This window comes from Thauera humireducens, assembly GCF_001051995.2.
In the GTDB taxonomy this organism is placed as follows: domain Bacteria; phylum Pseudomonadota; class Gammaproteobacteria; order Burkholderiales; family Rhodocyclaceae; genus Thauera; species Thauera humireducens.
This window is the reverse complement of record NZ_CP014646.1, coordinates 3,274,133-3,298,057: the sequence shown is the minus strand read 5'-3', so window position 1 is coordinate 3,298,057 and position 23,925 is coordinate 3,274,133. Positions and strand designations below refer to the sequence as shown.

Below are 23,925 nucleotides of genomic sequence, written 5' to 3'. Positions count from 1 at the left end.
CGTATCGTGCGCTGCAAGGGCATCGCGTCTTCAATCCATCACCCAGCGCAAACCGCCCAGTTCGCGCTCGAACAGGCGCCAGCCGCCCTCGCCACTGCACAGGCCGTAGCGGAACGGCGTGTTGTCGCGCCCCGGCGTCATGAAGCGCAGGTCCACGAAATTCGCGCATAGCAGGCCCGAGGGTCCGTTCTCGACATGGTCGAGCACCGGGAACATCGCGAACCAGCGATAGAAGGCGAAATCCTCCGCCTGCCACACCTTCTGCGCGAGTTCACGCGTACCGTTGTCGCCGAAGCGCTCGCGCACCTCCCACTTCGCCATCGCCACCGGCTGGTAGGGCGCCGAGAAACGGCGGATGAAGTTGTCGTCGGCGCCCGCCACCAGGGGCTCGCTGCGCCGGGTATTGATGTGGGCGTAGTGGTAGCGCTCGCCGTCGAACACGATCGCGGTCCAGTTGAAGGGTGACGCCGGCCGCGGCGCGGCATCGACCAGCACCGCCTGGATACCCTCGCGGGCGGCGTAATCGCGCGCGGCCTCGATCGCCTCCCCGCGACCGACCGCCTGCACCCCCACCCAGCCCGCCAGCAGAACCAGCGCGCTCGCCGCCGGCACCCGGCTGCTGCGCCACAGCGCGCTCGCCAGCAGGCCGGCGAGGATGATGCCGGTGAAGGGCAGATCGATGATGAAGGTCGTGCCCCAGCCGAAGCGCCGGTCCGAGAACGGCGACAGGATCATCGTACCGAACTGGGTGATGAGGTCGCCCAGGATGTGCACGAAGATCGCGCTGCAGACAACGAGGTAGAAGGACCGCCACCCCGCCCCGGTCCGCCCGCCGCGCTGCCAGAAGCGCGCCAGCAGCCAGGCGATCAGCAGCCCCCACAGGGGCAACAGCACGAGCGAATGGGTCACGCCGCGATGGCCGCGCAGGTAGGTGAGCTCGGACACCCAGCCGAGCACGAAGTCGAGATCGGGAAAGGTCGCGGCCACGGTGCCGGCGACCACCATCTGCCACACCGGCGGCCGTGCCATCGGCGCCGTGGCGGGCGGCGCCCGGCGGCCGGCAAGCACGCGGCCGACAAGGGCGCCCGAAAGGGCATGGGTCAAGGTGTCCATCGAATTCCGGAAGTCGTTGCGTTCTAAGGGTATGCCGCCCCCGGCCACAGCTGGCGGAGCGCGGGCATCAGCGCGCGCCAGTCCGGCGCCGAGCGGGTATCGATCGGCAGCGCGCGCTCGAGTTCCTCCTCTTCGAGCGGTTCGCGCGTCCGAAGTTGCGCCTCGAGCACCGCGAGATCGGCTTCCGAGGCGTCCTTGCCCGCCGCCGCACGTCGGCGCACCCGCTCGCGCAGCACCTCGGGCGGCGCATCGAAAGCGAGGATGACGAAGGGCACGCCGAGCACGCCCGCCAGCTCCGCCAGGCTGCGCCGCTGCGCGCGCCTGAGGAAGGTCGCATCGAGCAGAACCGGATAGCCCGCCGCCACCACCGTTCGTGCCAGCTCGGCGAGCCGCGCGTAGGTGCGCGCGGTCGCCTCGGCGGAATACAGCCCACCGCCGAGCGCCGACCCGCTCGCCGCCATGGCGTCGAGGCCGAACAGGCGCTTGCGCTCGACGTCGGCGCGCACCCGGATCACGCCGCCCTGTTCCACCAGCGGCTGCGACTGACTGCTCTTGCCGGAACCGGACACGCCGCTGGCGATCAGCAGCGCCGGCGCCGTCGGCCGCGCCTGGGCCGCCACCAGCGCGAGGTAACGTGCACACTCCGCCAGGCTCTCGCTGCGCGCCTCGCCGTCGACCTGGCTGGCGCGGATCGCCGCGATCTTGGCCCGTACCATCGCGCGGTAGCTCACATACCAGGGCAGCAGTCGCAGGCCGCCGTAGTCGCCACTGCGCTCAAGCCAGGCATTGAGGAAGCGATTGGCCAGCACGTCCTGCCCGCGCAGCTGCAAGTCCATGACCAGGAAGGCGATGTCGGCGACGACGTCCGTCCACCGCAGTTCGGCGCTGAACTCGATCGCATCGAACAGACGCGGCTCGCCTTCGAGCACGATCAGGTTGCCCAGGTGCAGGTCGCCGTGGCATTCGCGCACCCGGCCTTCCGCCAGGCGGGCATCGAACACCGACGCCAGCGTCACCGCCTGCGCTTCGACCCAGGCCTCCACCCGCGCCAGCTCGGCCCGCAGCGCCGGATCCTCGATCCGCTCCCGCACCTGCGCGAAGTTCTGCCGCACCGGCGCCAGCACCGCCGCCGCATCGCCAAAACCCTCGCCCGGCTTGGCCACCGCCGCAACGGCATGGAAATCCGCGACATGGCGCGCGAGACGGTCGAACAGTTCGGGCGCCAAGGCTCCCGCCGCCAGCCGATGGGCCAGCAGCGCGGACTGCTCGAAGCGGCGCATGCGCACCAGGTAGTCGTCTGCCACGGCACCCGCGGCTGGCGCCTCGCCGCCCACGCGCACACCCTCCCCGGCACGCCACACCGGCACCACCGCTTCGTAAAGCTCAGGCGCCGTACGCCGGTTCAGTCGCAGTTCGGCCTCGCAGGCCTCGCGGCGGCGGCCGACCGTGCTGAAATCCAGGAAACCCAGATCGAGCGGCTTCTTCAGCTTCCAGGCGTAGTCGCCGGCCAGCAGCACCCAGGAGATGTGGGTCTCGATCAGGCCCACGCCGCCGTCCGAGCCGGGCAGCACGCCCGGCTGCATCAACTGGCGCAGCAATCCGCGCTCGCCGCAGTTTTCCTCTCGCATTTCCAGACCCTCCCTCGCAATCCGCACGCCGGCGGATACCGTTCTTCAAGCCCGAATCCCGCATCATGGACAGGCGCGGCGCAGGGGGCAATGATGCGGGCGATTCAAGGCAGATCGACAAGGAAGTCGCATGCGCGCCGGAAATCGTCGCGCCCCGCGGGCACCTGACGCCCGGAACCCCGACTACGGAAAGCGGCTGCCCTCGCTGAAGAACGCCACCAGCCGGTCGAACACGAGGCGGATGCGCGCCGCCACCGGGCCGCGCTGGGGGCGGTACACCGAGAGGCTCCACGGCTCGGGCGCCAGTTCGGGCAGCACCTCGACCAGCCGCCCCGAGCGCAGATGCGGCGCGGCCAGGTAGGCGGTGAGCTGGCCGAAGCCGACGCCGGCGAGCACCGCCTCGGCCTCGGCGCCGGTGTCGTCGGTGGCGAAAGTGGGCGCGCGCGGCAGCCACTGCTGGCCGCCGGCCAGGAACCACGCCCAGGGCCGCCCGGTGTTGGGGTCGATGGCGACCGTGGTCGGACGCTCGGCCAGCTCCTGCAGTGTCTTCGGTGCGCCGCAGCGCGAGAGCAGCTCGGGCGCGGCGACGATGTGGAAGGACACGCTCGACACGGCCCGTGCGACGAAGCGACTGTCGCGCAGCACGCCGACGCGGATGCCGATGTCGATCTGCTCATCGACCACGTCGGCGAACTGGTCGGAGAAGCGCAGGTCGAGCTGCAGCCCCGGATGCTGCGCGCACAGCTCGCCCAGCACCCGCATCAGCCCGTGGCGGCCGAGTGCCCGCGGCGCGGTGATGCGCACCAGACCGGCCAGCTCGCTGGCGCGCGCCTGGTCGGCGCCCTGGAAGATCGCATCCACGCCCTGCAGGCTCAGCCGCGCCCGCGCCGCAAGCTGTTCGCCGACTTCGGTGATGCGGTTGTGACGGGTGTTGCGATGGAAGAGCAGCTCCCCGACATGGCCCTCCAGCTCCTTCACCGCGCGCGTGACCGCCTGCGGCGACACGCCGAGGCGGGTGGCGGCTTCCTTGAAGTTGCGCGACTCCGCGGCGGTGCAGAAGATGCGCAGCATTTCCAGGCGGTTCAGCATGCTCGTCGTCCAGTCGGATTGAGGGCCGGATTATTCCAGAATCTGGAATCGTGAAATCTCAAATTATCCATTTATCGGATTTAGCCGCATACGGATACTTTCAGCGTCGCGGGCAGTGCGCCCGCTTGCCTTCAGGATTCCAGCCATGAGCATCAAATCGCGCGCCGCCGTGGCCTTCGGCCCCAACCAGCCCCTGCAGATCGTCGAAGTGGATGTCGAACCGCCGAAGAAAGGCGAAGTGCTGGTGCGCATCGTCGCCACCGGTGTGTGTCACACCGACGCCTTCACGCTGTCGGGCGACGACCCCGAAGGCATCTTCCCGTCCATTCTCGGTCACGAGGGCGGCGGCATCGTCGAGGCGGTGGGCGAAGGCGTGACCTCGCTCGCGGTCGGCGACCACGTGATCCCGCTGTACACGGCCGAATGCCGCGAGTGCAAGTTCTGCAAGTCGGGCAAGACCAATCTGTGCCAGGCCGTGCGCGCCACCCAGGGCAAGGGCCTGATGCCCGACGGCACCACGCGCTTCTCCTACCAGGGCCAGCCGATCTACCACTACATGGGCACCTCGACCTTCTCGGAATACACCGTGGTGCCCGAGATCTCGCTCGCCAAGATCGACAAGGACGCGCCGCTGGACAAGGTCTGCCTGCTCGGTTGCGGCGTCACCACCGGCATCGGCGCGGTGCTCAACACCGCCAAGGTGGAAGAAGGCGCCAGCGTCGCCATCTTCGGCCTGGGCGGCATCGGCCTGGCAGCGATCATCGGCGCGAAGATGGCCAAGGCCGGCCGCATCATCGCCGTTGACATCAACCCGGCCAAGTTCGACATCGCGAGAAAGCTTGGCGCGACCGACTTCGTCAACCCGAAGGACCACGACAAGCCGATCCAGGACGTGATCGTCGACCTGACCGACGGCGGCGTGGATTACTCCTTCGAGTGCGTCGGCAACGTCAAGCTGATGCGTGCCGCACTCGAGTGCTGCCACAAGGGCTGGGGCGAATCGACCATCATCGGCGTGGCCGGCGCCGGGCAGGAGATCAGCACCCGTCCGTTCCAGCTCGTCACCGGCCGCGTATGGCGCGGCAGCGCCTTCGGCGGCGTGAAGGGCCGCACCGAGCTGCCGAGCTACGTGCAGAAAGCACAGAAGGGCGAGATTCCGCTCGACGACTTCATCACCCACACCATGCCGCTCGAGGACATCAACAAGGCCTTCGACCTGATGCACGAGGGCAAGAGCATCCGCACGGTGATTCACTTCTGATCAAGCTGCAGCCGCAGCGCGCCCACGCTCCCAGCGAGCCCGGCTGCGCTGCCCCATCCTGACCCCACCTTGCCCGGAGACATGGCCATGAGTCTGGAAATCCTCAGCACCCAGAAAAGCTTCGGCGGCTGGCACAAGCGCGTCCGTCACCACTCGCAGGCACTGGCCTGCGACATGGTGTTCGCGGTCTACCTGCCACCGCAGGCCGAGCAGCCGGGCGCCCGCCTGCCGGTGCTGTACTGGCTGTCGGGACTCACCTGCACCGACGAGAACTTCATGCAGAAGGCGGGTGCGCAGCGTGTGGCCGCCGAGCTGGGCCTCATCATCGTGGCCCCCGACACCAGCCCGCGCGGCGCCGAGGTGCCGGGCGACCCGGACGGCGCGTGGGACTTCGGCCACGGCGCCGGCTTCTACTTAAACGCCACGCAGGCACCGTGGTCGCGCCACTACCGCATGCACGACTACGTGGTGGAGGAGCTGCCCGCGCTGATCGAGGCGAACTTGCCCGCCTCCGACCGGCGCGGCATCAGCGGCCACTCCATGGGCGGGCACGGCGCGCTGGTGTGCGCGCTGCGCAACCCGGGGCGCTACCGGTCGGTGTCGGCCTTCGCACCGATCACGAACCCGATGCAATGCCCGTGGGGTGAAAAGGCCTTCTCGCGCTACCTGGGCGACGAGCGCACGCAATGGCGCGAATGGGACGCCTGCGCGCTGATTGCGCAGGCTGCGGAACGCCTGCCGCTGCTGGTCGACCAGGGCGAGGCCGACGGCTTCCTCGCCGAGCAGCTCAAGCCCGAGGCCCTGCAGGCCGCCGCCACCGCAGCCGGCCACCCGCTGACGCTACGCCTGCAGCCGGGCTACGACCACAGCTACTACTTCATCGCCAGCTTCATCGAGGATCACCTGCGGCATCACGCGCGGGCACTGGCGGGGTAAGCACGACGGCTGCGGCCTTCGGTGCCGCAGCCGGTGGATCGCGCTTGCACCTTCACCCGGCTCCCCCTCACCCCCTGCACCACCTCGATCGTCACGTCGATCTGCTGCTTCATCTCCTCGACGTGCGAGATCACGCCCACCGTGCGGCCACGCTGTTGCAGGTCGATCAGCGCCTTCATCGCCATGTCGAGCGATTCCGGGTCGAGGCTGCCGAAGCCTTCGTCGATGAACAGGGTGTCGAGCTGCACGCCCCCGGCGTAGGCCTGGACCACGTCGGACAGGCCGAGCGCGAGCGACAGCGAGGCCATGAAGCCTTCCCCGCCGGACAGGGTGCTGGCCGGGCGCGTACGGCCGGTGTATTCGTCGAAGACCTCGAGATCGAGGCCCGCGGCGCGGCGGGCATCGGCCACGTCCTCGCGCCGCTGCAGCTGGTAGCGGCCGCGGCTCATGGTCGACAGGCGCAGCGAGGCCGCGCGCAGCACGTCGTCGAGCAGCGCGGCCAGCACATAGCGCTGGAAGGTGAGGTTGCGGCCGTTGTTGCCGTTGGCGATGTCGGCGAGATGACCGACGACGCGGTATTCGGCCTCGATGGCGCCGGATTCGCGCGCGATCTCGTCGAGGCGGGCGAGCGTGTCGGTGACGGTGCGCAGCTCGCTGCGAGTCTGACCGATGCGGTCGACCACCGCTTCGACCCGCGCGCGCGACGCCGTGGCGCGGGCGTCGAGTGTGGCGAGATCGGGACGGACCAGGCCGGCCACCGCCTGCGCGGCGCGTCCGGCACGCTCGAGGGCCGCGGCGCGGCGGTCGTCGGCATCACGGACGGCGGACTCGAGCATCGCAATGCGCTCGGCCGGCAGTAGCGCCGCGCGCCAGGCAGCTTCCGCGTGGTCCGCGGCCCCCTCGTCCCCCTCGCTGGTGCCGTCCGGCCAGAAGCCTGCCGTCTGCAAGGCCGCGACGAACTGCCGATGCGCCTCGACGACACGCGCCTGTGCGGCCTGCACGCCCTCGGCCAGCGTGGCGTGCTGCGCGCGCAGCGCGGCCGCCCGGCTGGCCGCTTCGCCCTGGGTAGACTGGGCCTGCTGCAGCGCACGTTCCAGACGCTGGCGCGTGTCCTGCGCCTGGGCAATGCCGGCCTGCAGCGCGTCAGGGGTACGCAGGGCTTCGGGCACGCCTGCGCGACGCTCGTCGGCCACGTGCTGCGCGGCGCGCGCGGCGCTGGCCGCCTCCGCCGCCTGGGTGCGGGCCTGTTCGCCAGCGATTGCGGCCTTGCCGAGCTCGGCATCGGCAGCCTGCAGTTGCACGCGCAGGGGTTCGAGCTCGAGCGCGGCCGCGCGGGCGGCGTCGAGCTGCCGTCGCAGTTCGGCGGCATCGGTCGCGGGCGCGCCCTCCTCCACGATCGATAGCGGGTGTTCGGGCGCAGCGCCCTCGGCGGGCTGTAAGTCGGCGGGCTGCAAGTCGGCCACGCGCGTGGCGACCTCGGCCGCGGCCGTGGCGCGCGCCAGCTCGGCCAGGTTGAGCGCTTGGCGGGCGGCATCGAGCACCGCCTCCGCCTCGCGTGCACGCTCGGCTGCGGCCTGCAGCGCCTGCTCGGTCGGCAGCTCGCCCTCGTGCCGGGCAGGTGCCGGGTGCGCCGCACTGCCGCACACCGGGCACGCCTCGCCGGCATGCAGGTGAGCGGCCAGGATGGCGGCCTGGGCCTGGCGCCAGTCCGCATCCAGCGCCGCAGCCTTGGCGCGGGCTTCGCCTGCAGCACGCTGCGCGGCCTCATGGCGGGTCATCGCCTTGGCCTCCTCCGCCTCGCGGCCGGCAAGCTGCTTGCGCGCCGCGGCCAGTGCAGCGAGCGCCCGGGCGCGCTGCTCGGCCTGCTGCAGGCGCAGCTCGAGCGCGGCGCGCTCAGCCGCGAGCGGCTGCAGGGCGTCGATGCGTGCGGCGAGCGTGGTGCGTCGGGTGGCGACCGTCTGCTGCGTGGCCGTGGCGGCGGCGAGCGCCTTGTCTGCCGCGATGCGCGCCGCCTCGCAGCGGCAAGCCTCGATCTCGGCCTGGGCCAACCGGGCGACAGCCTCGGCCAGCCCTTCGAGACGCAGCAGCTCGCGCTGCGCCGCCTCGCGCGCCGGCGCGCGGGCGATCTCAGCCTGCAGCGTGGCTTCGGCCTGGCCCAGGCGCTGGGCGGCTTCGGTGGCGTCGCGCGCGGCCTGGGCTTCGCGCTGCACCACCTCGTCGGCACTGCGGCGCGCGGACGCCAGGGCGGTATCGGCCGGCTGCACCTGCATCGCGCGGCGTGCCTGTTCCAGCCGCAGGCGCTGGGCGTCGAGTTCGGCCTTGCCGGCCTCGAGTGCCTGCAGCGCCGCGGCGGCGGCGGCCGCTTCGGCGAACTGGGCCTCGACCGCCTGACCGTGCTGCAGCGCGGCCCGCGCCGCGGTGTCTTCGGCCCGCGCCTGCTGCTCGGCGTCGCCGAGCGTCACCAGTTGGCCCTGCAGCGCGTCACGCCGGGCGACGAGCGCGTCCATCGTGTCGACGCCCGCCTGGCCGAGCAGGGTCTGGCGCTGCAGCGCGGCCTTCTCGCCGCGTTCGCGCAGCGCGGCCGCCTCGGCCTTGAGGGCGTCCTGCAGGTGCTTGTAGGTGGCCGTGCCGAACAAGGTTTCGAGGATCTTCTCGCGCTCGGCCGAACTGGCCGCCAGCAGCTTGCGGAACTGGCCTTGCGGCAGCAGCACGACCTGGCGGAACTGATCGGCCTTGAAGCCGAGCAGGTCCTCGACCAGCGCGGTGACTTCGGTGGTGCGCTGGGCGAGCGGAATCCAGTCCACACCATTGGCATCGAGGCGGAACAGTTCCGCCTTCGCCGGTGCATTGACCACGCCGCCGCCACGCTGCGCGGCGCGGGTCTGCTCGGGCACGCGGCGCACGCGGTAGCGCTGCGCGCCGAGCGCGAACGCCAGCTCGACCTCGGTCTGCAGTGCCGCGTCGGCATGGTGGCTGCGCATCTCGCGCGCGCTGCGCTCGCCGCCCGAGGTGTCGCCGTAGAGCGCGTAGGTGATGCCGTCGAGGATGGAGGTCTTGCCCGCGCCAGTGGGGCCGGCGATGAGGAAAAGCGCGCCGGGCGGCAGACGGGTGAAGTCCACCTCCTCGCGGGTGGCGAAGGGGCCGAAGGCCTGCAGGCTGAGCTTGAGCGGCTTCATGCGTGACGCGCCTCGCGTTCCATGCGCGCCACGAGGCGGTCGAGCACGTCGCGGCCGGCCTCGTCCAGCGCCCTGCCGGTGGTTTCAAGGTGGAAGCTGGCGAACAGATCCTGCACGCGGATGCGGCGATGGTCCGCAGCGGCCCGGCCCGGGCCGTCGCCGACCAGCGCGGGACGCTCGATGGCCAGCGCATTGGGATAGGCGGTGCGCAGCTTGCCCATGGCGTCGAGCAGCGCGCCGGTATCGGCCAGGCGGGCGAGGATATAATCGTCGCGGCGCGGATCGGTCGCCGCGGCGGCGAGGAGAGCGTCGAGTTCGCCCTCGACAATGCGCAGGTCGCGGCGCGGCGTCAGCGCCAGGCGCTCGATGCGGCAGGCGCCGGCGGCGTCGAGCTCGACCAGGTTCACCGACTTGGCGTGGTCCGCTTCCGAGAACGCGTACTTCAGCAGCGAGCCGGAATACTGGATGCGCGCCTCACCGACCTGTTGTGGCCGGTGCAGGTGGCCCAGCGCGACGTAGTCGAAACCGTCGAACAGCGCCGCCCCCACCGCGCCGCTGGCCCCCACCGACAGCGGCCGCTCCGACTCGCTCTCGCTGCCGCCGAGCACGAAGGCGTGCGCCACCACCACGCTGCGCGCGCCGGCCGGCTGTGCTGCGCGCGCGGCCCGCAGTTGCGCGGCCAGCGCGGCATGGTGCGAGTCGATCGCCGCGGCGTTCTCATCGTCAGATGCAGGCATCGCCGCACGCACCACCGCCGGCTCGGCATAGGGCAGCGCGTGGATCGCCACCGCGCCGTAAGCGTCGTGCAGCACCAGCGGCTGTGGGTCGGCCTCCACCGGGCCCCGCACCGTCAGCCCCGCGCCGCCGAGCAGGTCCGCACCGAAGGCGAGGCGATCGGGACCATCGTGATTGCCGGCGATCATCACCACCGGAATGCGCAGCCCGCGCACCAGCTCGGTCAGCACCATGTCGAGCAGGCGCACGGCCTCGGCCGGTGGCACCGAACGGTCGTAGATGTCGCCGGCGAGCAGGATGGCGTCGGGTCGCGTGTCCGCGGCCAGGCGGACGAATTCGCCGAGCACGTGGGCCTGGTCCTCGAGCAGGGAAACGCCGTGATAGACACGGCCGAGATGCCAGTCGGCGGAGTGGAGGAATCGCATCTTGCCTCGCTGGGTTGGTTTGCAGTCGTGCGGCCGTCCGCACCGGCGCGAGCGGAAGGATACGGCACATCGGCCGCCCGCAGGCTTGGCGGACGCGCGTGCGCAGCGCCGACAGAATCGTCCTACAGCGCGATCCGTTTCGTCGGACAGCCGGTCGGGCCGGCCTTGTCTATATTTGACTTGCATCCCGCTCGCGGGGAGACCCGCCACCCATCAGGAGTCCATCATGAAGCACACCGCTGCCACGCTCGCCCTGTCGGGCCTGCTCGCCTTCACCGCCGTCGGCTGCGCCGTCACGCGCGACCAATCCACCGTGGGCGAATACGTCGATGACGCGACCGTCACCACCCGCGTCAAGGCCAAGTTCGCCGAGGACCCGACGGTCAGCGCGATGTCGATCAGCGTCGAGACGCTGAAGGGCACCGTACAGCTGTCCGGCTTCGCCAAGAGCACCGCCGAACGCAACCGCGCCGCCGAGATCGCCCGCGGCACCCCGGGCGTGAAGGCGGTCAAGAACGACATCGCCGTCCGTCCGTAAGCACGGCGAAGGAAACAGACGAAGGGGGAGCGATCCCCCTTTTTCGCATTCCGGGGGGCCCGGGTTCGATTCCTCGCAGGCCGCCCGTCGTCGCGCAACATCCGCTATAAGGTCCCTTCCGGTCCCGATCGCGTCACGGAGAAGCCCCTTGTCCCGTCCGTCGTCCCTTCTGCCCCGCACCACCACCTTGTTGCTCCTGATGGTGCTGGCGCTCGGCTTCACGCTCGGGGTGGTGTGGCTGCTGAGCGCACAGCGACAGTCCGCAACCAGCCGCGAGGCGCTGCAGCAACTGCAGGCACGGTCCAGCCGCATCGCCCAGCTGGACACCTTGCTGGTGAACGTGCTCGATGCCGAATCGGGCGTGCGGGGCTTCATCAACAGCAACAACCCGGTGTTCCTGACGCCGTATCAGGATGGCCGTGCCGTTGTCGACAAGACCCTGGCCGCGCTGAAGGCCGGCGAATGGGAGAACGCCGCCCAGCGCAGCAGCCTCGACCAGCTGGCGCTGCTGATCGAGGCACGCTGGAAGGTGATGACGCAGGCGCTCGAGCAAAGTGCATTGCCGAAGACGGATGGCCCCACCGGCGGGATCGGCAAGGAGCTCACCGACGACATCCGCAGCCTCATCCTCGGGCTGCGGGCGCAGACGGTGGCGCAGATGAACGCGACGATCGTGGCTTCGTTCGACCGTTTCGCCGAGGCGCGCCGCACGAATACGGTCCTCGGCCTGGGCGTCCTGGTGTTGCTGCTGGCGATCATCGTGCTGCTGTACCGTCAGGAACGGCTGCGCGACCGGCTGGCCGCGCTGCTGCAGTCGGAAAACGCGCGCCTGCAGGCCGAGGTCGCGGCACGCACCGCCGATCTCAGCAACCTCGCCACCTACCTGACGAACACGCGCGAGGCCGAACAGGAACGCATCGCACGCGAGCTGCACGACGAACTCGGCGCCCTGCTGACGGCCGCCAAGCTGGACGCGGGCTGGATCGCGCGCAAGCTGCCGGCCGAGGCGATGGCGCCGCTGCGCGACCGCTTCGACCGCCTGCTCGACACGCTGAGCCAGGTGATCTCCATCAAGCGCCGCGTCGTCGCCGACCTGCGCCCGCCCCTGCTGGCCGAGCTCGGCCTGATCGAGGCGCTGCGCTCGCTGGCACAGTCGGGGATGGTGGGCGAGAACGAGGGCCGGATCGAACTGGAGCTGCCCGAAACGCTTCCCGAGCTGCCGGCGAGCGTATCGCTGGCGCTCTTCCGCATCGCGCAGGAGGCGCTCACCAACGTTCGGCGCCATGCGCAGGCAAAGCGGGTACGCCTGAGCCTCACGGTCGAACCGCAGGAGATCGTGTTGCAGGTGGAAGACGACGGCACCGGCTTCGACCCGTCGGTGCAGCGCCTGAATCGCCACGGCCTGACCGGCATCGCCCACCGCGTGCAGATGCTGGCCGGCCGTCTCGAGGTCGCCAGCCGCCCGGGGCACGGAACCCGCATCGAAGCCCGCGTCCCGCTGAACGCCGCCGCAGCGTAAGTGCTCGCGCCGTCGCGTGCGGGGGTCAGCAGCGCGGCACGGCGGCCTGGATGAAGTCGAGCAGCTCGTCCATCTGGAAGGACTTGTCGAAGAAGTGCTCCGCGCCGAGCGCACTGCAGCGCGCACGCACCGTGCTGTGGCCGTAGTTGGAGAACACCACCGCACGCGGCCGCCCGAAACGATCGGGCTCGGCCTTCAGGCGGCTGAGCACGCCCAGCCCGCTGCCCTGGCGCAACTCCAGGTCGACGATGGCGACATCGGCCCGGTGCTGCTCGAGCTCGGCCAGCGCCCCCTGCTCGTCGCCGGCGGCGGCAACGACCTCGACGCCATCGAGCTCGGCGAGCATGTCGCGCAGCATCGCACAGAGGATGGGCGAATCCTCGATGAGGACGACGCGGAGGGGACGGGGGTCGGACTCGGCCATGGCAGGGGCACCGGTCATTCGAGGATGAGCCCGTGACGCAGGGCATAGGTCGCCAGTTCGGCGTTGCTCGACACGTCGAGCTTCTCGAGCAGCCGCGAGCGGTAGGTGCTGACGGTCTTGACGCTCAGGTTGAGGACCGCGGCGATGTCCGACACCGATTCGCCGCGCGCGAGCCGCAGGAAGACCTGCAGCTCGCGGTCGGACAGCTTCTCGTGCGGCGCGCTGGCGCCGCCGCCGGTCAGTTCCTGCGCCAGCAGTTCGGCGGTGCGCGGCGACAGGTAGCGGCGCCCCTGGGCCACGGTGCGGATCGCATTGATCAGCTCCTCGCGCGTGCAGTCCTTGCACAGGTAGCCGTCGGCACCGTTGCGGATCATCGCCAGCGCATAGCGGTCCTCCGGGAAGCCGGACAGCACCAGGATGCGGAGCGCGTCGTAGCGCTGGCGCGCGGCGCGCAGCACATCGACGCCACTCTGACCGGGCAACGAGAGGTCGAGCAGCAGCACGTCGGTCTCATGCTGGCGCAGGCCCTGCAGCGCCTCCTCCCCGGAAGCGGCCTCGAACGGGAACTCGAAACCCAGTTCGTCGGCAAGCATCTCGCGGAAGCCCGCGCGCACGATCTGGTGATCATCGACGATGGCGATACGCAACATGGCCGGTAGTCCGATTCATGATCCAGCGGTTGAAGGATAGTCGAGCGGCCGGTCGCCCATCCAGGCGCCGGCCCTCGGCGATCACCCCGCGGCGGACTTGGGCCAGCACGGGGGCGGTATCCGGCGTCATCGTCCCTTGGCGAGGTTGATGAGGAAGCTGGCAACGGCCATCACCAGGAACACGACGAACAGGATCTTGGCGATGCCCGCGGCACCGGCGGCGATGCCGCTGAAACCAAACACGGCGGCGATCAGGGCGATGACGAAGAAAACGACGGCATAGTGCAGCATGTTGCTCTCCTTTGTCGGAAGACCCGCCGGACGCCAGCCGCAGCGGCCTCCCGGCGGCGGGTGGGCCGCCTCGGCGACGGCGCGCTGCGCGGTGCGCGGTGCGTGCCGTTGTCCGGCGCCCGACTCCACTGTAGGCAGGCCCCCCTGCCCGCCCCATCAGCCCGCTCCGAAACCCGCGTCGGACGATTCCGACATCGCCCCCTTCATCAAACAGAATGCGCTGATGTTGCGTGGCAAAATGCTGTTTTAGTCCGAATCCAGCAGAAAGATGCACAAATCACTGCCCGCCCAGACCACCGAGACCATCGAGAACGACTGGCTCGCCCTGTTCGATCAGGCCCCGCTGGGCGCGCGCGCCGCGGTACGCGACATCATCGCGACCCATCGCGAGGCGATGGCCGACGCCTTCTACGAACGCATGATGCAGGACCCGGAGGCACGCGCCTTCCTCAGCAGCGAGGTCGTCCATGAGCGCCTGCATGCGTCCATGCAGCGCTGGCTGACGACGCTGTTCTCGTGCGAGACACGCGAGCAGTTCCTCACCGCGATGGCGATGCAGCGGCATGTGGGCGAAGTGCATTCGCGCGTGGATGTGCCGGTCAACATCGTCGCGCGCGGCGCCCGCGTGCTGAAGAACCGCATCGGCGGCTACCTTGCGCGCAGCCCGCTCGGACGCGACGAACTGGTCGAGGCGGTGATCTACGTGGACAGCCTCATCGACCTTGCCTTCGAGGTCATGAGCTCCGCCTTCGTCGCCTCGCACGAGCGCACCGCACGCATCGACGAGGCCTACCGCTCGTTCTCCTCCGGGCAGAACATGTCGCTCGAACGCGAGCGCCAGCGCTCGGCCCTGCTGGACTGGGAGAACCGCCTCCTGCAGACGGTGATGACCGGCCAGCCCGGCGACGACCTGCCCAGCGTCAGCGGCTCGTCCTTCGGCCTGTGGATGCAGCACAAGGCCTCGGCCCTGTTCCGTGGCGCGTCGGAACACGCGACGGTGCGCAAGCTGATGCGCTCGATCGACGAGACCCTGCTGCCGCTGTGCGCGCAGCAGCTCGGCGCGGGCAACCTGAGCGAGGTACGCCACCTGCTCAAGCAGGTCCAGGCCGAGGTCGGCGAACTCAAGTTCCTCATCGAGAGCATGTTCGAGCACCTCGTCGACCTCGAGTCCGGCAAGGACGCCCTGACGCAGCTGCTCAACCGCCGCTTCCTGCCCGCCATCCTGGCGCGCGAATGCGAGATCACCCGCAGCGAGGGGAAACCCTTTGCGCTGCTGCTGGTCGATGTCGACCACTTCAAGCACATCAACGACGCGCACGGCCACCAGGCGGGCGACCGCGTGCTGCAACAAGTCGCCGCGATCCTGCAGAACAGCGTGCGCTCGGGCGACTTCGTGTTCCGCTATGGCGGCGAGGAGTTCCTGATCGTGCTGGTCGAGATGGACCACACCCGCGCGATGCGGGTGGCCGAGAAGATCCGCACGCGCATCGCGGCCGAACCGTTGCTGATCTCGAACGGCGGACAGCTCAACGTCACCGTCAGCATCGGCGTGGCCATGCACGACGGCCATCCCGACTACCAGCGCCTGGTCAATCGCGCGGACGGCGCCCTGTATCGCGCCAAGCAGGGCGGGCGCAATCGCTGCGAACCCGATCTCCCCGACGCGAACGCCTGAAGGCCGCGCGGCACCAGCGCCTTTGCCTGCGCTATAATGCAAGGCTTTGTTTTATCTGAAAAACAGGATTTTCCGTGCTCGTCGCAGCCAACATCACCATGCAGTTCGGGGCCAAGCCCCTGTTCGAGAATGTCTCCGTCAAGTTCGGCGACGGCAACCGCTACGGCCTGATCGGGGCCAACGGTGCCGGCAAGTCGACCTTCATGAAGATCCTGTGCGGTGCGCTCGAAGCCTCTGCCGGCAACGTCTCCAAGGACGTTCATGAACGGATGGCCTACCTGCGCCAGGACCAGTTCGCCTACGAGGACATGCGCGTGCTCGACGTGGTGATGATGGGTCACGAAGAACTGTGGGCGGCGATCAAGGAGCGCGACGCGATCTACGCCAACCCGGACGCCACCGAAGACGACTACATGCACGCCGCCGAGCTCGAGGGCAAGGTCGGCGAATACGACGGCTACACGGCGGAGGCGCGCGCCGGCGAGCTGCTGCTGGGCGTCGGCATCGATACCGCGCTGCACAACGGCCCGATGAGCGAAGTCGCCCCCGGCTGGAAGCTGCGCGTGCTGCTGTGCCAGGCGCTGTTCGCCAACCCTGACATCCTGCTGCTCGACGAGCCGACCAACAACCTCGACATCAACACCATCCGCTGGCTCGAGGACGTGCTCAACAACCGCGACTGCACGATGGTCATCATCTCGCACGACCGCCACTTCCTGAACCAGGTCTGCACCCACATGGCCGACCTGGACTACGGCACGATCACGATCTACCCGGGCAACTACGACGACTACATGGAAGCGTCGACCATGGCGCGCGAACGCCAGTCGTCCGCCAACGCCCGCGCCAAGGACAAGATCCAGGAGCTGCAGGCCTTCGTGCGCCGCTTCTCGGCCAACAAGTCCAAGGCCAAGCAGGCCACCAGCCGCCTGAAGCTGATCGACAAGCTGAAGCCCGAGGACGTGAAGCCGTCCAGCCGCCAGTACCCCTGGATCCGCTTCGACTACGACGAGAAGGACAAGCTGCACCGCCTGGCCTGCGAGGTCGACAACATCTCCTTCGCCTACGAGGGCATGGAGAAGCCGCTCATCAACCGCTTCTCGATCGCCATCGAAGCAGGCGAGAAAGTGGCGATCATCGGCGAGAACGGCGTCGGCAAGACCACGCTGATGAAGCTGCTGGTGGGCGAGCTGCAGCCGCAGAAGGGCGCCATCAAGTGGGCTGAGAAGGCCAAGCCGGGCTACTACGCGCAGGACCACTCGGCCGACTTCGCCGAGGACGTCAGCCTGACCGACTGGATCGCCCCCTACTCCCGCATCACCGCCGCTGCCACCGGCGAGGACAACGAGACCCTGCTGCGCGGCACGCTCGGCCGCCTGCTGTTCTCGGGTGACGAGGTGAAGAAGTCGGTGAAGGTGATCTCCGGCGGCGAGCAGGGCCGCATGCTGTTCGGCAAGCTGATGCTGTCGCGTCCCAACGTGCTGCTGATGGACGAGCCGACCAACCACCTCGACATGGAATCCATCGAGTCGCTGAACACCGGCCTGGACAAGTTCAGCGGCACGCTGGTCTTCATCTCCCACGACCGCGAGTTCGTCAGCTCGCTGGCGACGCGCATCATCGAGATCAAGCTCGACGGCCAGATCGTGGATTATCGCGGCACCTACGAGGAATACCTGTCTAAGTACGTGTTGAACTAAACCGCTGACGCGGTGGCCGCGAACCCAAGCGCCACCGCGTTTTTCATGACGTCTGCGACGACGACCTACCTTGAAACCGGGGATGTCCCCGCGTTCAAGGAGAAGTGTCATGAGCCCCTTACGTCAGCAGATGATCGACGCGATGGTGCTGCGCGGATTGGCACGGCGCACGCAGCAGGCCTACCTGTCGGTGGTGGCGCAGTTGGCCGCGCACTACCACTGCAGTCCCGACCGCCTCGATGCCGCACAGGTGAAGGCCTGGCTGCTGCACCGGATCACCGAGCGGCACCTGGCCTACACCACCGTGAACCAAGCCGTGTGCGCCCTGAAGTTCTTCTTCGACATCGTGCTGGGCCGCACGGCCGAGGCCATCACGATTCCCTACGCGCACACGCCGCAGCGTCAGCCGGAGATCCTCTCGCGCGAGGAACTGGCGCGCCTGTTCGAGGCGGCCGCCAATCTGCGCACGCGCACGCTGTTGATGACGGCTTACGCGGCCGGACTGCGGGTGTCCGAGGTGTGCGCGCTGCGCGTCGCCGACATCGACAGCGCGCCGGATCGCATGTGCATCAGGGTGGTGGCGGGCAAGGGTGGCAAGGATCGCTACACGCTGCTCAGTCCGAGCCTGCTCGAAGCGCTGCGCGTCTATTGGCGCATCTGCAAACCCCGCGACTGGCTGTTCCCTCGCACCACCGACGCCGCCCGGCCATTCGACGTCAGCAGTGCGCAACGTGCGTACTACCGTGCCCGCGATCGGGCCGGCATCACCAAGACGGGCGGCATCCACACGCTACGCCACGCCTTCGCCACCCATCTGCTGGAGGCCGGCGTCGATCTTGCCACGCTCGCGAAGCTCCTGGGCCACGGCCACCTGTCGACCACGCAGCGCTACCTGCATCTGGCGCGTCCGGGTTCAATCCCCCACGACAGCCCGCTCGATCTGCTGCGCCGGCTCTGAGGCCGAGCGGCCATGGACCGGCCCACGCTGGCCGGCATCCTGCGCACGCACGGCAGCAGCTACCGCAGCAGCCATGCGCTGTCGCCCACCCAGGCGCGGGCCTGGCGTGCCATCGTCGACTGCCGCACCGCCGCGCTCGGCGGCGTACGCGAGCGTTGCGCAAACTGCGGCGCCGAGCGCCATGTCTGGCGCTCGTGTCGCAACCGCCATTGCCCGCAGTGCCAGACGCGGGCCAAGGAGGCCTGGCGTGCGGCGCGCCTGCGCGAGGTGCTGCCGGTGCCCTACGCACACTGGGTGTTCACGCTGCCCCACGCGCTCAATCCACTGGCGATCCGGCACCCGCGCTGGCTCTACGGTGCGTTGTTCGATAGTGCGGCGGCCACCTTGCTCGAGCTCGCCGCCAACCCGCGCTGGCTGGGCGCCGTGCCCGGTTTCAGCCTCGTGCTCCACACCTGGAGCCAGGACCTGCGCATGCACCTGCATGTGCACGCCCTGATCACCTGTGGCGGGCTCGACGCCGAGGGCAGATGGCGCACACCGGCGCGCGGTACGCGCTTCCTGTTTCCCGTCCAGGCCGCCTCGAAGGTGTTTCGCGGCAAGCTCCTCACGCGGCTCGACGCGGCCCACCGCAGCGGCGAGCTGGCCGACGATCCGAGCGCTGCGCCGGGTGCATGGCAAGCCCGACGTCGTGCGCTGCTCGCGCACGACTGGGTGGTCTACGCCAAGCCGCCGCCCGGCGGACCCGCCCAGGTGCTCGACTACCTTGCCCGCTACACGCACCGCGTGGCGCTCTCGAACGACCGCCTGCTTGGCTGCGATGCGGGCCAGGTGCGCCTTCGGGTGCGCGACAACCAGACCGGTGGCAAACGTACGGTCAGCCTGCCGACCGACACCTTCATCGGACGCTTCCTGCGCCACGTGCTGCCGGCCGGCTTCAAGCGCCTGCGCCACTACGGGCTGCTCGCCTGCGGCCACAAGCGGGCCCGGCTCGCCGCCGCCCGTGTGGCACTCCAGACGCCGGCACCGCAGCCGGCGGTGATCGAAGCGGCCGCAGACTTCCTCGCCCGCGTGAGCGGTGAGGACCCGCGATGCTGCCCGCACTGTGGGGTCGGGCGTTGGCACACGGTCGAGATCGTCATGGCTCGCCGGTACGATCCGCCCGCGCCTGCACCGCGCTGTCGGGATGGGCCGCCATGAACACTCACGCTCCCCCGTCTCGGCCCTTGCCGATGCAACGTCCGCACCGGCAGGCCGTGGCACGTCCCCCGTCTGCTGAACGCGACCGACACCGCACGCCGGATGCACGGCCGGCACCCGATCGCGGCCCATTACGGCGATGGTCGCGAGCGGCTCAGCGGCGTCGGATACTCGTTGCTGACCCGACCCTGCCGCGCGCTATCCGATGTGGATGACCCGCGCGTAGAATCCCCAGTATCACCGCCTGAGCGGCGGTTCAGTTCAACAAGGCTTATCCCTCGCGGCAGGCGCCTGCGCACCGAACGGCGCTTGCGGCGCGAGGGATAAACCCTATTCGTTAGAGGTTATCAATGACGTCGTGCGCCGCCACTGTCGTTGCCTCACTTATCACGGCATATCAACGCTTCATTTCTCCTCACAAGGGCTTCGTGTGTGCTTTCCGGGTACACCACGGTGGCCAATCATGTTCAGCTCATGCCAAGGTCGCCTTCCAACAACATGGGCTCGTTGTTGGTTGGCGGCAAATGCGACGTCGTTTCGTCTTGTGTGCCCAGGCCGCAGAAGAGATTCGCCAGTCTAAGTCTGGGAAGGACGCATCCGGAAGAAAGGCCGATTACTGCGCGGAGGGGGCGTGTCTTGGATGCTCTCTATTCTCATGGTTGTCGTGAACGAAACCTCTAACCTTCCGGTCGACCTCGCTCCCTTCGGTCGCTGGACCTCGCGCGACAAGGCCGCGCGAGGCCGGTCACCTACACGTTAGGCCACACACCCCATGCTTGGACTGATTGTGCTTCTGCTAGCGATCTCGATTCCTCTTGGCATCGTCTTTCTCACCGTCAAGGCGACTGAGGTGGAACGCAACCTTTTCGACCACCATCCCGTCAGTCGGCGTTTCTGCGCGTTTGTGTTCGCAGTGGCCGCCTTGCTGGCTGTGCTGTGGGTATTCCGAGGCACCGGGCCTGAATACTCTCCTGCTATTGGCCTCTTCTTGGGTATCCCCGCAGCCGTGATTGCTGCGTTAATCGCAGCGGCCAGTCATCGTTTTCTGGTCGGCCGCTCCAAAGTCGTTGCAAGCATTACGGGCGTTACCATCACAATTCTTACGGCTCTCAGCACATCTACGCTGTTCGCTGTCTTCTTCGCTCCTGGTCCGCTCAACTCCTATTTCGCGGCTTTTGGGCTCGTCATAGTTTTGTCGCCAGGCGGCATTCTTGCGCTGCTCGTTGGCGGCCTCGCCGGCTTGCTACTCAGTCATCTTTCCAACCGTAAGCGGCCTAACACGTTGACTGGCAGCTTCCATCAAAGCTGAACGGCAGCATCGGGTCGGCTGCACTCGATGGCGTCCGGCAGCTTTCGGGATGCGAAACTTGAGCGGCCGGTTTCCGGCGCCGAACTAAGAAGGTTGCTCGTCGCGTCCCGACCCACAAGAGACACTCATGGCGTAGCTGGTCCTGTGGCAGGTCTCTGCGTGAAGCAGGCAGCCCAACGCACATAGGCCACGGGCCGCTACTGGCCGTTATGAACAGCTATCCATAACGGTCATGGTAAGGCCAACGCTCGTCGTTCCGGCAGCTGACCGCACAAAGGTGGCGCCGCCATGCATTCGCGCGATCGCAGCTACGATCGCCAAGCCGAGCCCGTGGTTATGGTCGCGATGTTCGCGGGCCCCATCAACCCGATAAAAGCGGTCGAATAGACGAGGCAAATGCTCCGGGGGGATGACAGGGCCCGTGTTGCTGACAGACAGGCAAATGCGGCCATCTGCGTCCTGCTTGATATCGACCTCGATCACCGATCCGCGCTCTGCAAAACGGGTCGCATTGGCGAGCAGGTTCGAGAGCGCACGCCTAACCAACCCAGCATCGACTGTGCCCATGCCGTCACCGCGTAAGCGCGCAGTCACGCCGGCCTCCTGCATTGACGCTTCGTGGAATTCGATGACCTCGGACACCAGTTCGGCCAGGCTATCCACACGGTGGCGACGGGCGCGCTCCCCGCGATCGGCCCGGGACAAGAACAACATGTCATTGACCAGCCCCGCTAAAAGTTGAAGATCCTCGAGGTTCGATCCGAGCACATCGCGCAGTTCGGCGACATCGCGCTGACGACTCAGAGCTAGCTCGGTCTCACCAATCAAGGTCGCCAGCGGTGTGCGCAGCTCGTGAGCGACATCGGCGTTGAACCCTTCCAGTTGTTGATATGCGCGGTTCAATCGAACCAGGAGCGCGTTGAATTGTGTGACCAACGGCTGAAGCTCCTGTGCCTGGGCGGAGCCGTCAAGCGGCTGTCCAACGCTTTCCGGGCTTAGGGCCGCTGCTTGTCGAGCCAGGTCGCGAACAGGCAAGAGCGCTCTACGAACGAGCCATGCGCCGCCCACTGAGATGGCCGCCGCTCCACCAAGGGCGCTCGCGAGTAGCGTCCAGGCCAACTGCTCCAAAAGCAGCGCGTCGGCGCTGCTGTCGAGTATCAATTCGGCGCGCAGCATGGTTGTGGGCGACCATGGCACGGAGATTTCGAACTCATCCCGCCGCAGGATTGCGCCGGGGCTTGAACGCGCCGGAGTTGCGTACAGAAGAGCGTCAGATCCCTGGATCAGCCGTAACTCGAGGTTGGCATGGCCCACAAAGAAGTCGTCGAGCTTGTGACGCAGGCTCGGCAACGCGTCCCGCGTTGCGATCTCGCCGACGAGATGGCGCACTATGTCCCGCTTGTGCCGCAGTTCGTCCGTCTGCTTGTTGGAGAGATTTAGACTCGCGCCCACGTAAACGATCGAGCAGACCAAGCCGAGCCCCAGCGAGGCCAGCACGGCGAGCCACCACGATAACCAGCGGCTAAGCGAACGCGGATTGCGCATTCTCAGGGCTTCCGGTCCTCAAGGACGTATCCCATGCCGCGCACGGTATGCAACAACTTCTTCTCGAAAGCGTCGTCGATCTTGCCGCGCAACCGGCGCACCGCAACTTCGACCACGTTCGTATTGCTGTCGAAATTCATGTCCCACACCTGCGCTGCGAGCGCGGTACGGGAAAGGACCTGCCCTTGCCGGCGCAGCAGCAACGTCAGCAACGTGAACTCCTTGGCGGTCAGGTCGAGGCGCTGCCCGGATCGTGACGCCTTGCGCCGAACCAGGTCGAGTTCGAGGTCCGCCAAACGGAGCACCGTTGAATCCTGGCTATCCGAGCGCAAGGCACCGCGCCGCAACAAGGCCTGCACGCGAGCGAGCAACTCGGACAGAGCAAACGGCTTCACCAGGTAATCGTCGGCACCCGCCTGCAGGCCTCTGACCCGATCCTCGACCTCGTCCCGCGCGGTCAGCATCAGGACGGGTACGTGTTTGCCCCGACGCAGTTCTTGCAAGACGGCATAGCCATCCAGCCCCGGAAGCATGACGTCGAGGAGGACGAGGTCGTAATGCCCTTCGGTCGCGAGATAGCGGCCATCCGTGCCGCTGTGCGCGACATCCACGATGTAATTGCTTTCGGTGAGCGCCCTGCGTAGGTATTCGGCGAGCTTGGGCTCGTCTTCCACAACCAGAATCTTCATGCAGCGATTATCGCGGAGATGCCGAAACCATCACATTACGAAATCGTAATCTGGCAGTTCGCGATTCGACGAGGATGGACCCTTAAAGTCCGCGACGTGTTCGGTGCAAGGCGACGCCAAGCGGCTTATGCCGAACGCCACCTCTCACGTTGAACGAAGGAGTCTCGTCATGTCGAAAACTCGCACCACTGCCCTTTTTTCGCTTCTTGCTGCCGTCCTTGTCGTTCCTGCGGCTGCGCAAGCCAGCTCGCTGTGGCATCCCGCTCCCGGCGAGCAGGGGTTCACGTTCCATCCGGATCACTCCACGAGCACGAAAACCCGCGCCGAGGTGTTGCGCGAGCTCGAACAGGCAAAGGCCGATGGCAGCTATTTCTACCTGCAGCGTGGCCTCGCGGTGCCCTCGCGTGCTTCCGGACCCGGCAAGACCCGTGCAGAAGTCCTCAAGGAGCTGGTCGACATGACCCCGACAGAGCGCGCGTACATGAATGAACTGTACAGTGGCTCCTGAAGCCACCTATCGGCGCGAGACGTCGGGCCGTCCAGGCGTTTCGCCCAGCAGGTTCTCGTAAAGCGCCGTTTGGTCTGCCCATTGGTACCGTCGCTGTCGACGATAGCAAATCCTTATTGATAGAATCCGCGCCATGCGTCGTTGGCTTGCGATTTTCCTCTTGATCCTGCTGCCTGCCCAACTGAGTTGGGCGGCGGTGGGCGATTACTGCGCGCACGAATCCGGTGCCGCAGCCAATCATTTTGGTCATCACGCGCATCGTCACACCGAAGATGCAAAAGGCAAGGAAAAAGGGGGCTTCACGAAGGGCGCACACACAGACTGCGCATCGTGCCAGGTGGTGGGCTCTTCAGCAGTAACGAGTGAGTCCAGCGCGCTATTCACACAGCATCAGGCATCCCTCCCCATCGGCGTCACACCTGGGTGCTCACTTGCGGAGCATCCCGCAGAGCCCGAACGCCCTAAATGGGCCCGCCCAGCCTGATCGGCAGGGCGGTCGCCTTCATTCCCTCTTGATGTTCCTACCGCTTTGAGCGGTAGCGTCACGCGTCCATTGCGA

At 67.9% G+C, this 23,925-nt stretch carries 21 protein-coding genes; 11 read left to right on the top strand and 10 right to left on the bottom strand.

Annotated elements, in window-relative coordinates:
• Positions 1-30 precede the first annotated feature (30 nt).
• From AC731_RS15410 to AC731_RS15400, 3 genes are all read right to left on the bottom strand, one after another.
• Entirely contained in the window at positions 31-1,113 is a 1,083-nt protein-coding gene (locus AC731_RS15410) for a metal-dependent hydrolase (RefSeq protein ID WP_048707324.1), read from the bottom strand.
• 23 nt (positions 1,114-1,136) lie between these two features.
• Positions 1,137-2,741, bottom strand: a complete 1,605-nt coding sequence (locus AC731_RS15405; protein ID WP_048707323.1) for a bifunctional aminoglycoside phosphotransferase/ATP-binding protein — start codon at positions 2,739-2,741, stop codon at positions 1,137-1,139.
• Positions 2,742-2,924: 183 nt separating this feature from the next.
• Positions 2,925-3,830 (bottom strand): LysR family transcriptional regulator, encoded by a 906-nt coding sequence (locus AC731_RS15400; RefSeq protein ID WP_004264167.1) that lies wholly within the window; start codon positions 3,828-3,830, stop codon positions 2,925-2,927.
• 145 nt (positions 3,831-3,975) lie between these two features.
• Here AC731_RS15400 and AC731_RS15395 point away from each other — a divergent pair, with 145 nt between their 5' ends.
• Positions 3,976-5,091, top strand: a complete 1,116-nt coding sequence (locus tag AC731_RS15395) for an S-(hydroxymethyl)glutathione dehydrogenase/class III alcohol dehydrogenase (RefSeq protein ID WP_048707321.1) — start codon at positions 3,976-3,978, stop codon at positions 5,089-5,091.
• A gap of 87 nt (positions 5,092-5,178) precedes the next feature.
• Positions 5,179-6,027, top strand: coding sequence for an S-formylglutathione hydrolase (gene fghA, locus AC731_RS15390; protein WP_048707318.1), 849 nt, complete (start codon positions 5,179-5,181; stop codon positions 6,025-6,027).
• Here fghA and AC731_RS15385 read toward each other — a convergent pair.
• The gene (locus AC731_RS15385) at positions 6,003-9,203 is read right to left on the bottom strand and encodes an AAA family ATPase (RefSeq protein ID WP_048707316.1); all 3,201 of its coding nucleotides are present in this window, start codon (positions 9,201-9,203) and stop codon (positions 6,003-6,005) included. The genes fghA and AC731_RS15385 overlap by 25 nt on opposite strands.
• Complete coding sequence (locus tag AC731_RS15380; protein WP_048707313.1) at positions 9,200-10,363, bottom strand: exonuclease SbcCD subunit D; 1,164 nt, start codon at positions 10,361-10,363, stop codon at positions 9,200-9,202. Before AC731_RS15380 ends, AC731_RS15385 begins: the two co-directional genes overlap by 4 nt.
• A gap of 226 nt (positions 10,364-10,589) precedes the next feature.
• Here AC731_RS15380 and AC731_RS15375 point away from each other — a divergent pair, with 226 nt between their 5' ends.
• On the top strand, positions 10,590-10,901 hold the full coding sequence (locus tag AC731_RS15375; RefSeq protein ID WP_004257878.1) for a BON domain-containing protein: 312 nt from the start codon (positions 10,590-10,592) through the stop codon (positions 10,899-10,901).
• A gap of 148 nt (positions 10,902-11,049) precedes the next feature.
• Positions 11,050-12,420: a CHASE3 domain-containing protein gene (locus AC731_RS15370; protein ID WP_048707311.1), complete on the top strand. Its 1,371-nt coding sequence runs from the start codon at positions 11,050-11,052 to the stop codon at positions 12,418-12,420.
• A 25-nt stretch (positions 12,421-12,445) separates the two neighbouring features.
• On the opposite strand, the gene AC731_RS15365 is transcribed toward AC731_RS15370, so the two are convergent.
• From AC731_RS15365 to AC731_RS19685, 3 genes are all read right to left on the bottom strand, one after another.
• Positions 12,446-12,844: a response regulator gene (locus AC731_RS15365; RefSeq protein ID WP_004257870.1), complete on the bottom strand. Its 399-nt coding sequence runs from the start codon at positions 12,842-12,844 to the stop codon at positions 12,446-12,448.
• A gap of 14 nt (positions 12,845-12,858) precedes the next feature.
• Positions 12,859-13,494, bottom strand: a complete 636-nt coding sequence (locus tag AC731_RS15360; protein ID WP_048707310.1) for a response regulator — start codon at positions 13,492-13,494, stop codon at positions 12,859-12,861.
• Positions 13,495-13,620: 126 nt separating this feature from the next.
• On the bottom strand, positions 13,621-13,785 hold the full coding sequence (locus tag AC731_RS19685; protein ID WP_004257863.1) for a DUF1328 domain-containing protein: 165 nt from the start codon (positions 13,783-13,785) through the stop codon (positions 13,621-13,623).
• A 268-nt stretch (positions 13,786-14,053) separates the two neighbouring features.
• On the opposite strand from AC731_RS19685, the gene AC731_RS15355 reads away from it, so the two are divergent.
• The 6 genes from AC731_RS15355 (at position 14,054) to AC731_RS15335 (ending at position 20,624) form a co-directional block, all read left to right on the top strand.
• Positions 14,054-15,460 carry a diguanylate cyclase gene (locus tag AC731_RS15355; protein WP_048707308.1) on the top strand — a complete coding sequence of 469 codons (1,407 nt, stop codon included), beginning with the start codon at positions 14,054-14,056 and terminating at the stop codon, positions 15,458-15,460.
• Between the two features lie 74 nt (positions 15,461-15,534).
• The gene (locus AC731_RS15350; RefSeq protein WP_048707306.1) at positions 15,535-17,160 is read left to right on the top strand and encodes an ABC-F family ATPase; all 1,626 of its coding nucleotides are present in this window, start codon (positions 15,535-15,537) and stop codon (positions 17,158-17,160) included.
• 109 nt (positions 17,161-17,269) lie between these two features.
• The gene (locus tag AC731_RS15345) at positions 17,270-18,118 is read left to right on the top strand and encodes a tyrosine-type recombinase/integrase (protein WP_048707287.1); all 849 of its coding nucleotides are present in this window, start codon (positions 17,270-17,272) and stop codon (positions 18,116-18,118) included.
• 12 nt (positions 18,119-18,130) lie between these two features.
• On the top strand, positions 18,131-19,315 hold the full coding sequence (locus tag AC731_RS15340; protein WP_048707283.1) for an IS91 family transposase: 1,185 nt from the start codon (positions 18,131-18,133) through the stop codon (positions 19,313-19,315).
• A 350-nt stretch (positions 19,316-19,665) separates the two neighbouring features.
• A complete protein-coding gene (yidD, locus tag AC731_RS20450) occupies positions 19,666-19,983 on the top strand; it encodes a membrane protein insertion efficiency factor YidD (protein WP_082794349.1) in 318 nt (105 codons plus the stop codon).
• Between the two features lie 104 nt (positions 19,984-20,087).
• Positions 20,088-20,624: a hypothetical protein gene (locus AC731_RS15335; RefSeq protein ID WP_048707304.1), complete on the top strand. Its 537-nt coding sequence runs from the start codon at positions 20,088-20,090 to the stop codon at positions 20,622-20,624.
• A gap of 207 nt (positions 20,625-20,831) precedes the next feature.
• Here AC731_RS15335 and AC731_RS15330 read toward each other — a convergent pair whose 3' ends face one another.
• Positions 20,832-22,169, bottom strand: coding sequence for a heavy metal sensor histidine kinase (locus AC731_RS15330; protein WP_048707302.1), 1,338 nt, complete (start codon positions 22,167-22,169; stop codon positions 20,832-20,834).
• A gap of 2 nt (positions 22,170-22,171) precedes the next feature.
• The gene (locus AC731_RS15325) at positions 22,172-22,858 is read right to left on the bottom strand and encodes a heavy metal response regulator transcription factor (protein WP_002924878.1); all 687 of its coding nucleotides are present in this window, start codon (positions 22,856-22,858) and stop codon (positions 22,172-22,174) included.
• A gap of 169 nt (positions 22,859-23,027) precedes the next feature.
• On the opposite strand from AC731_RS15325, the gene AC731_RS15320 reads away from it, so the two are divergent.
• Positions 23,028-23,366 (top strand): DUF4148 domain-containing protein, encoded by a 339-nt coding sequence (locus tag AC731_RS15320; RefSeq protein WP_004248732.1) that lies wholly within the window; start codon positions 23,028-23,030, stop codon positions 23,364-23,366.
• Positions 23,367-23,925 lie beyond the last annotated feature (559 nt).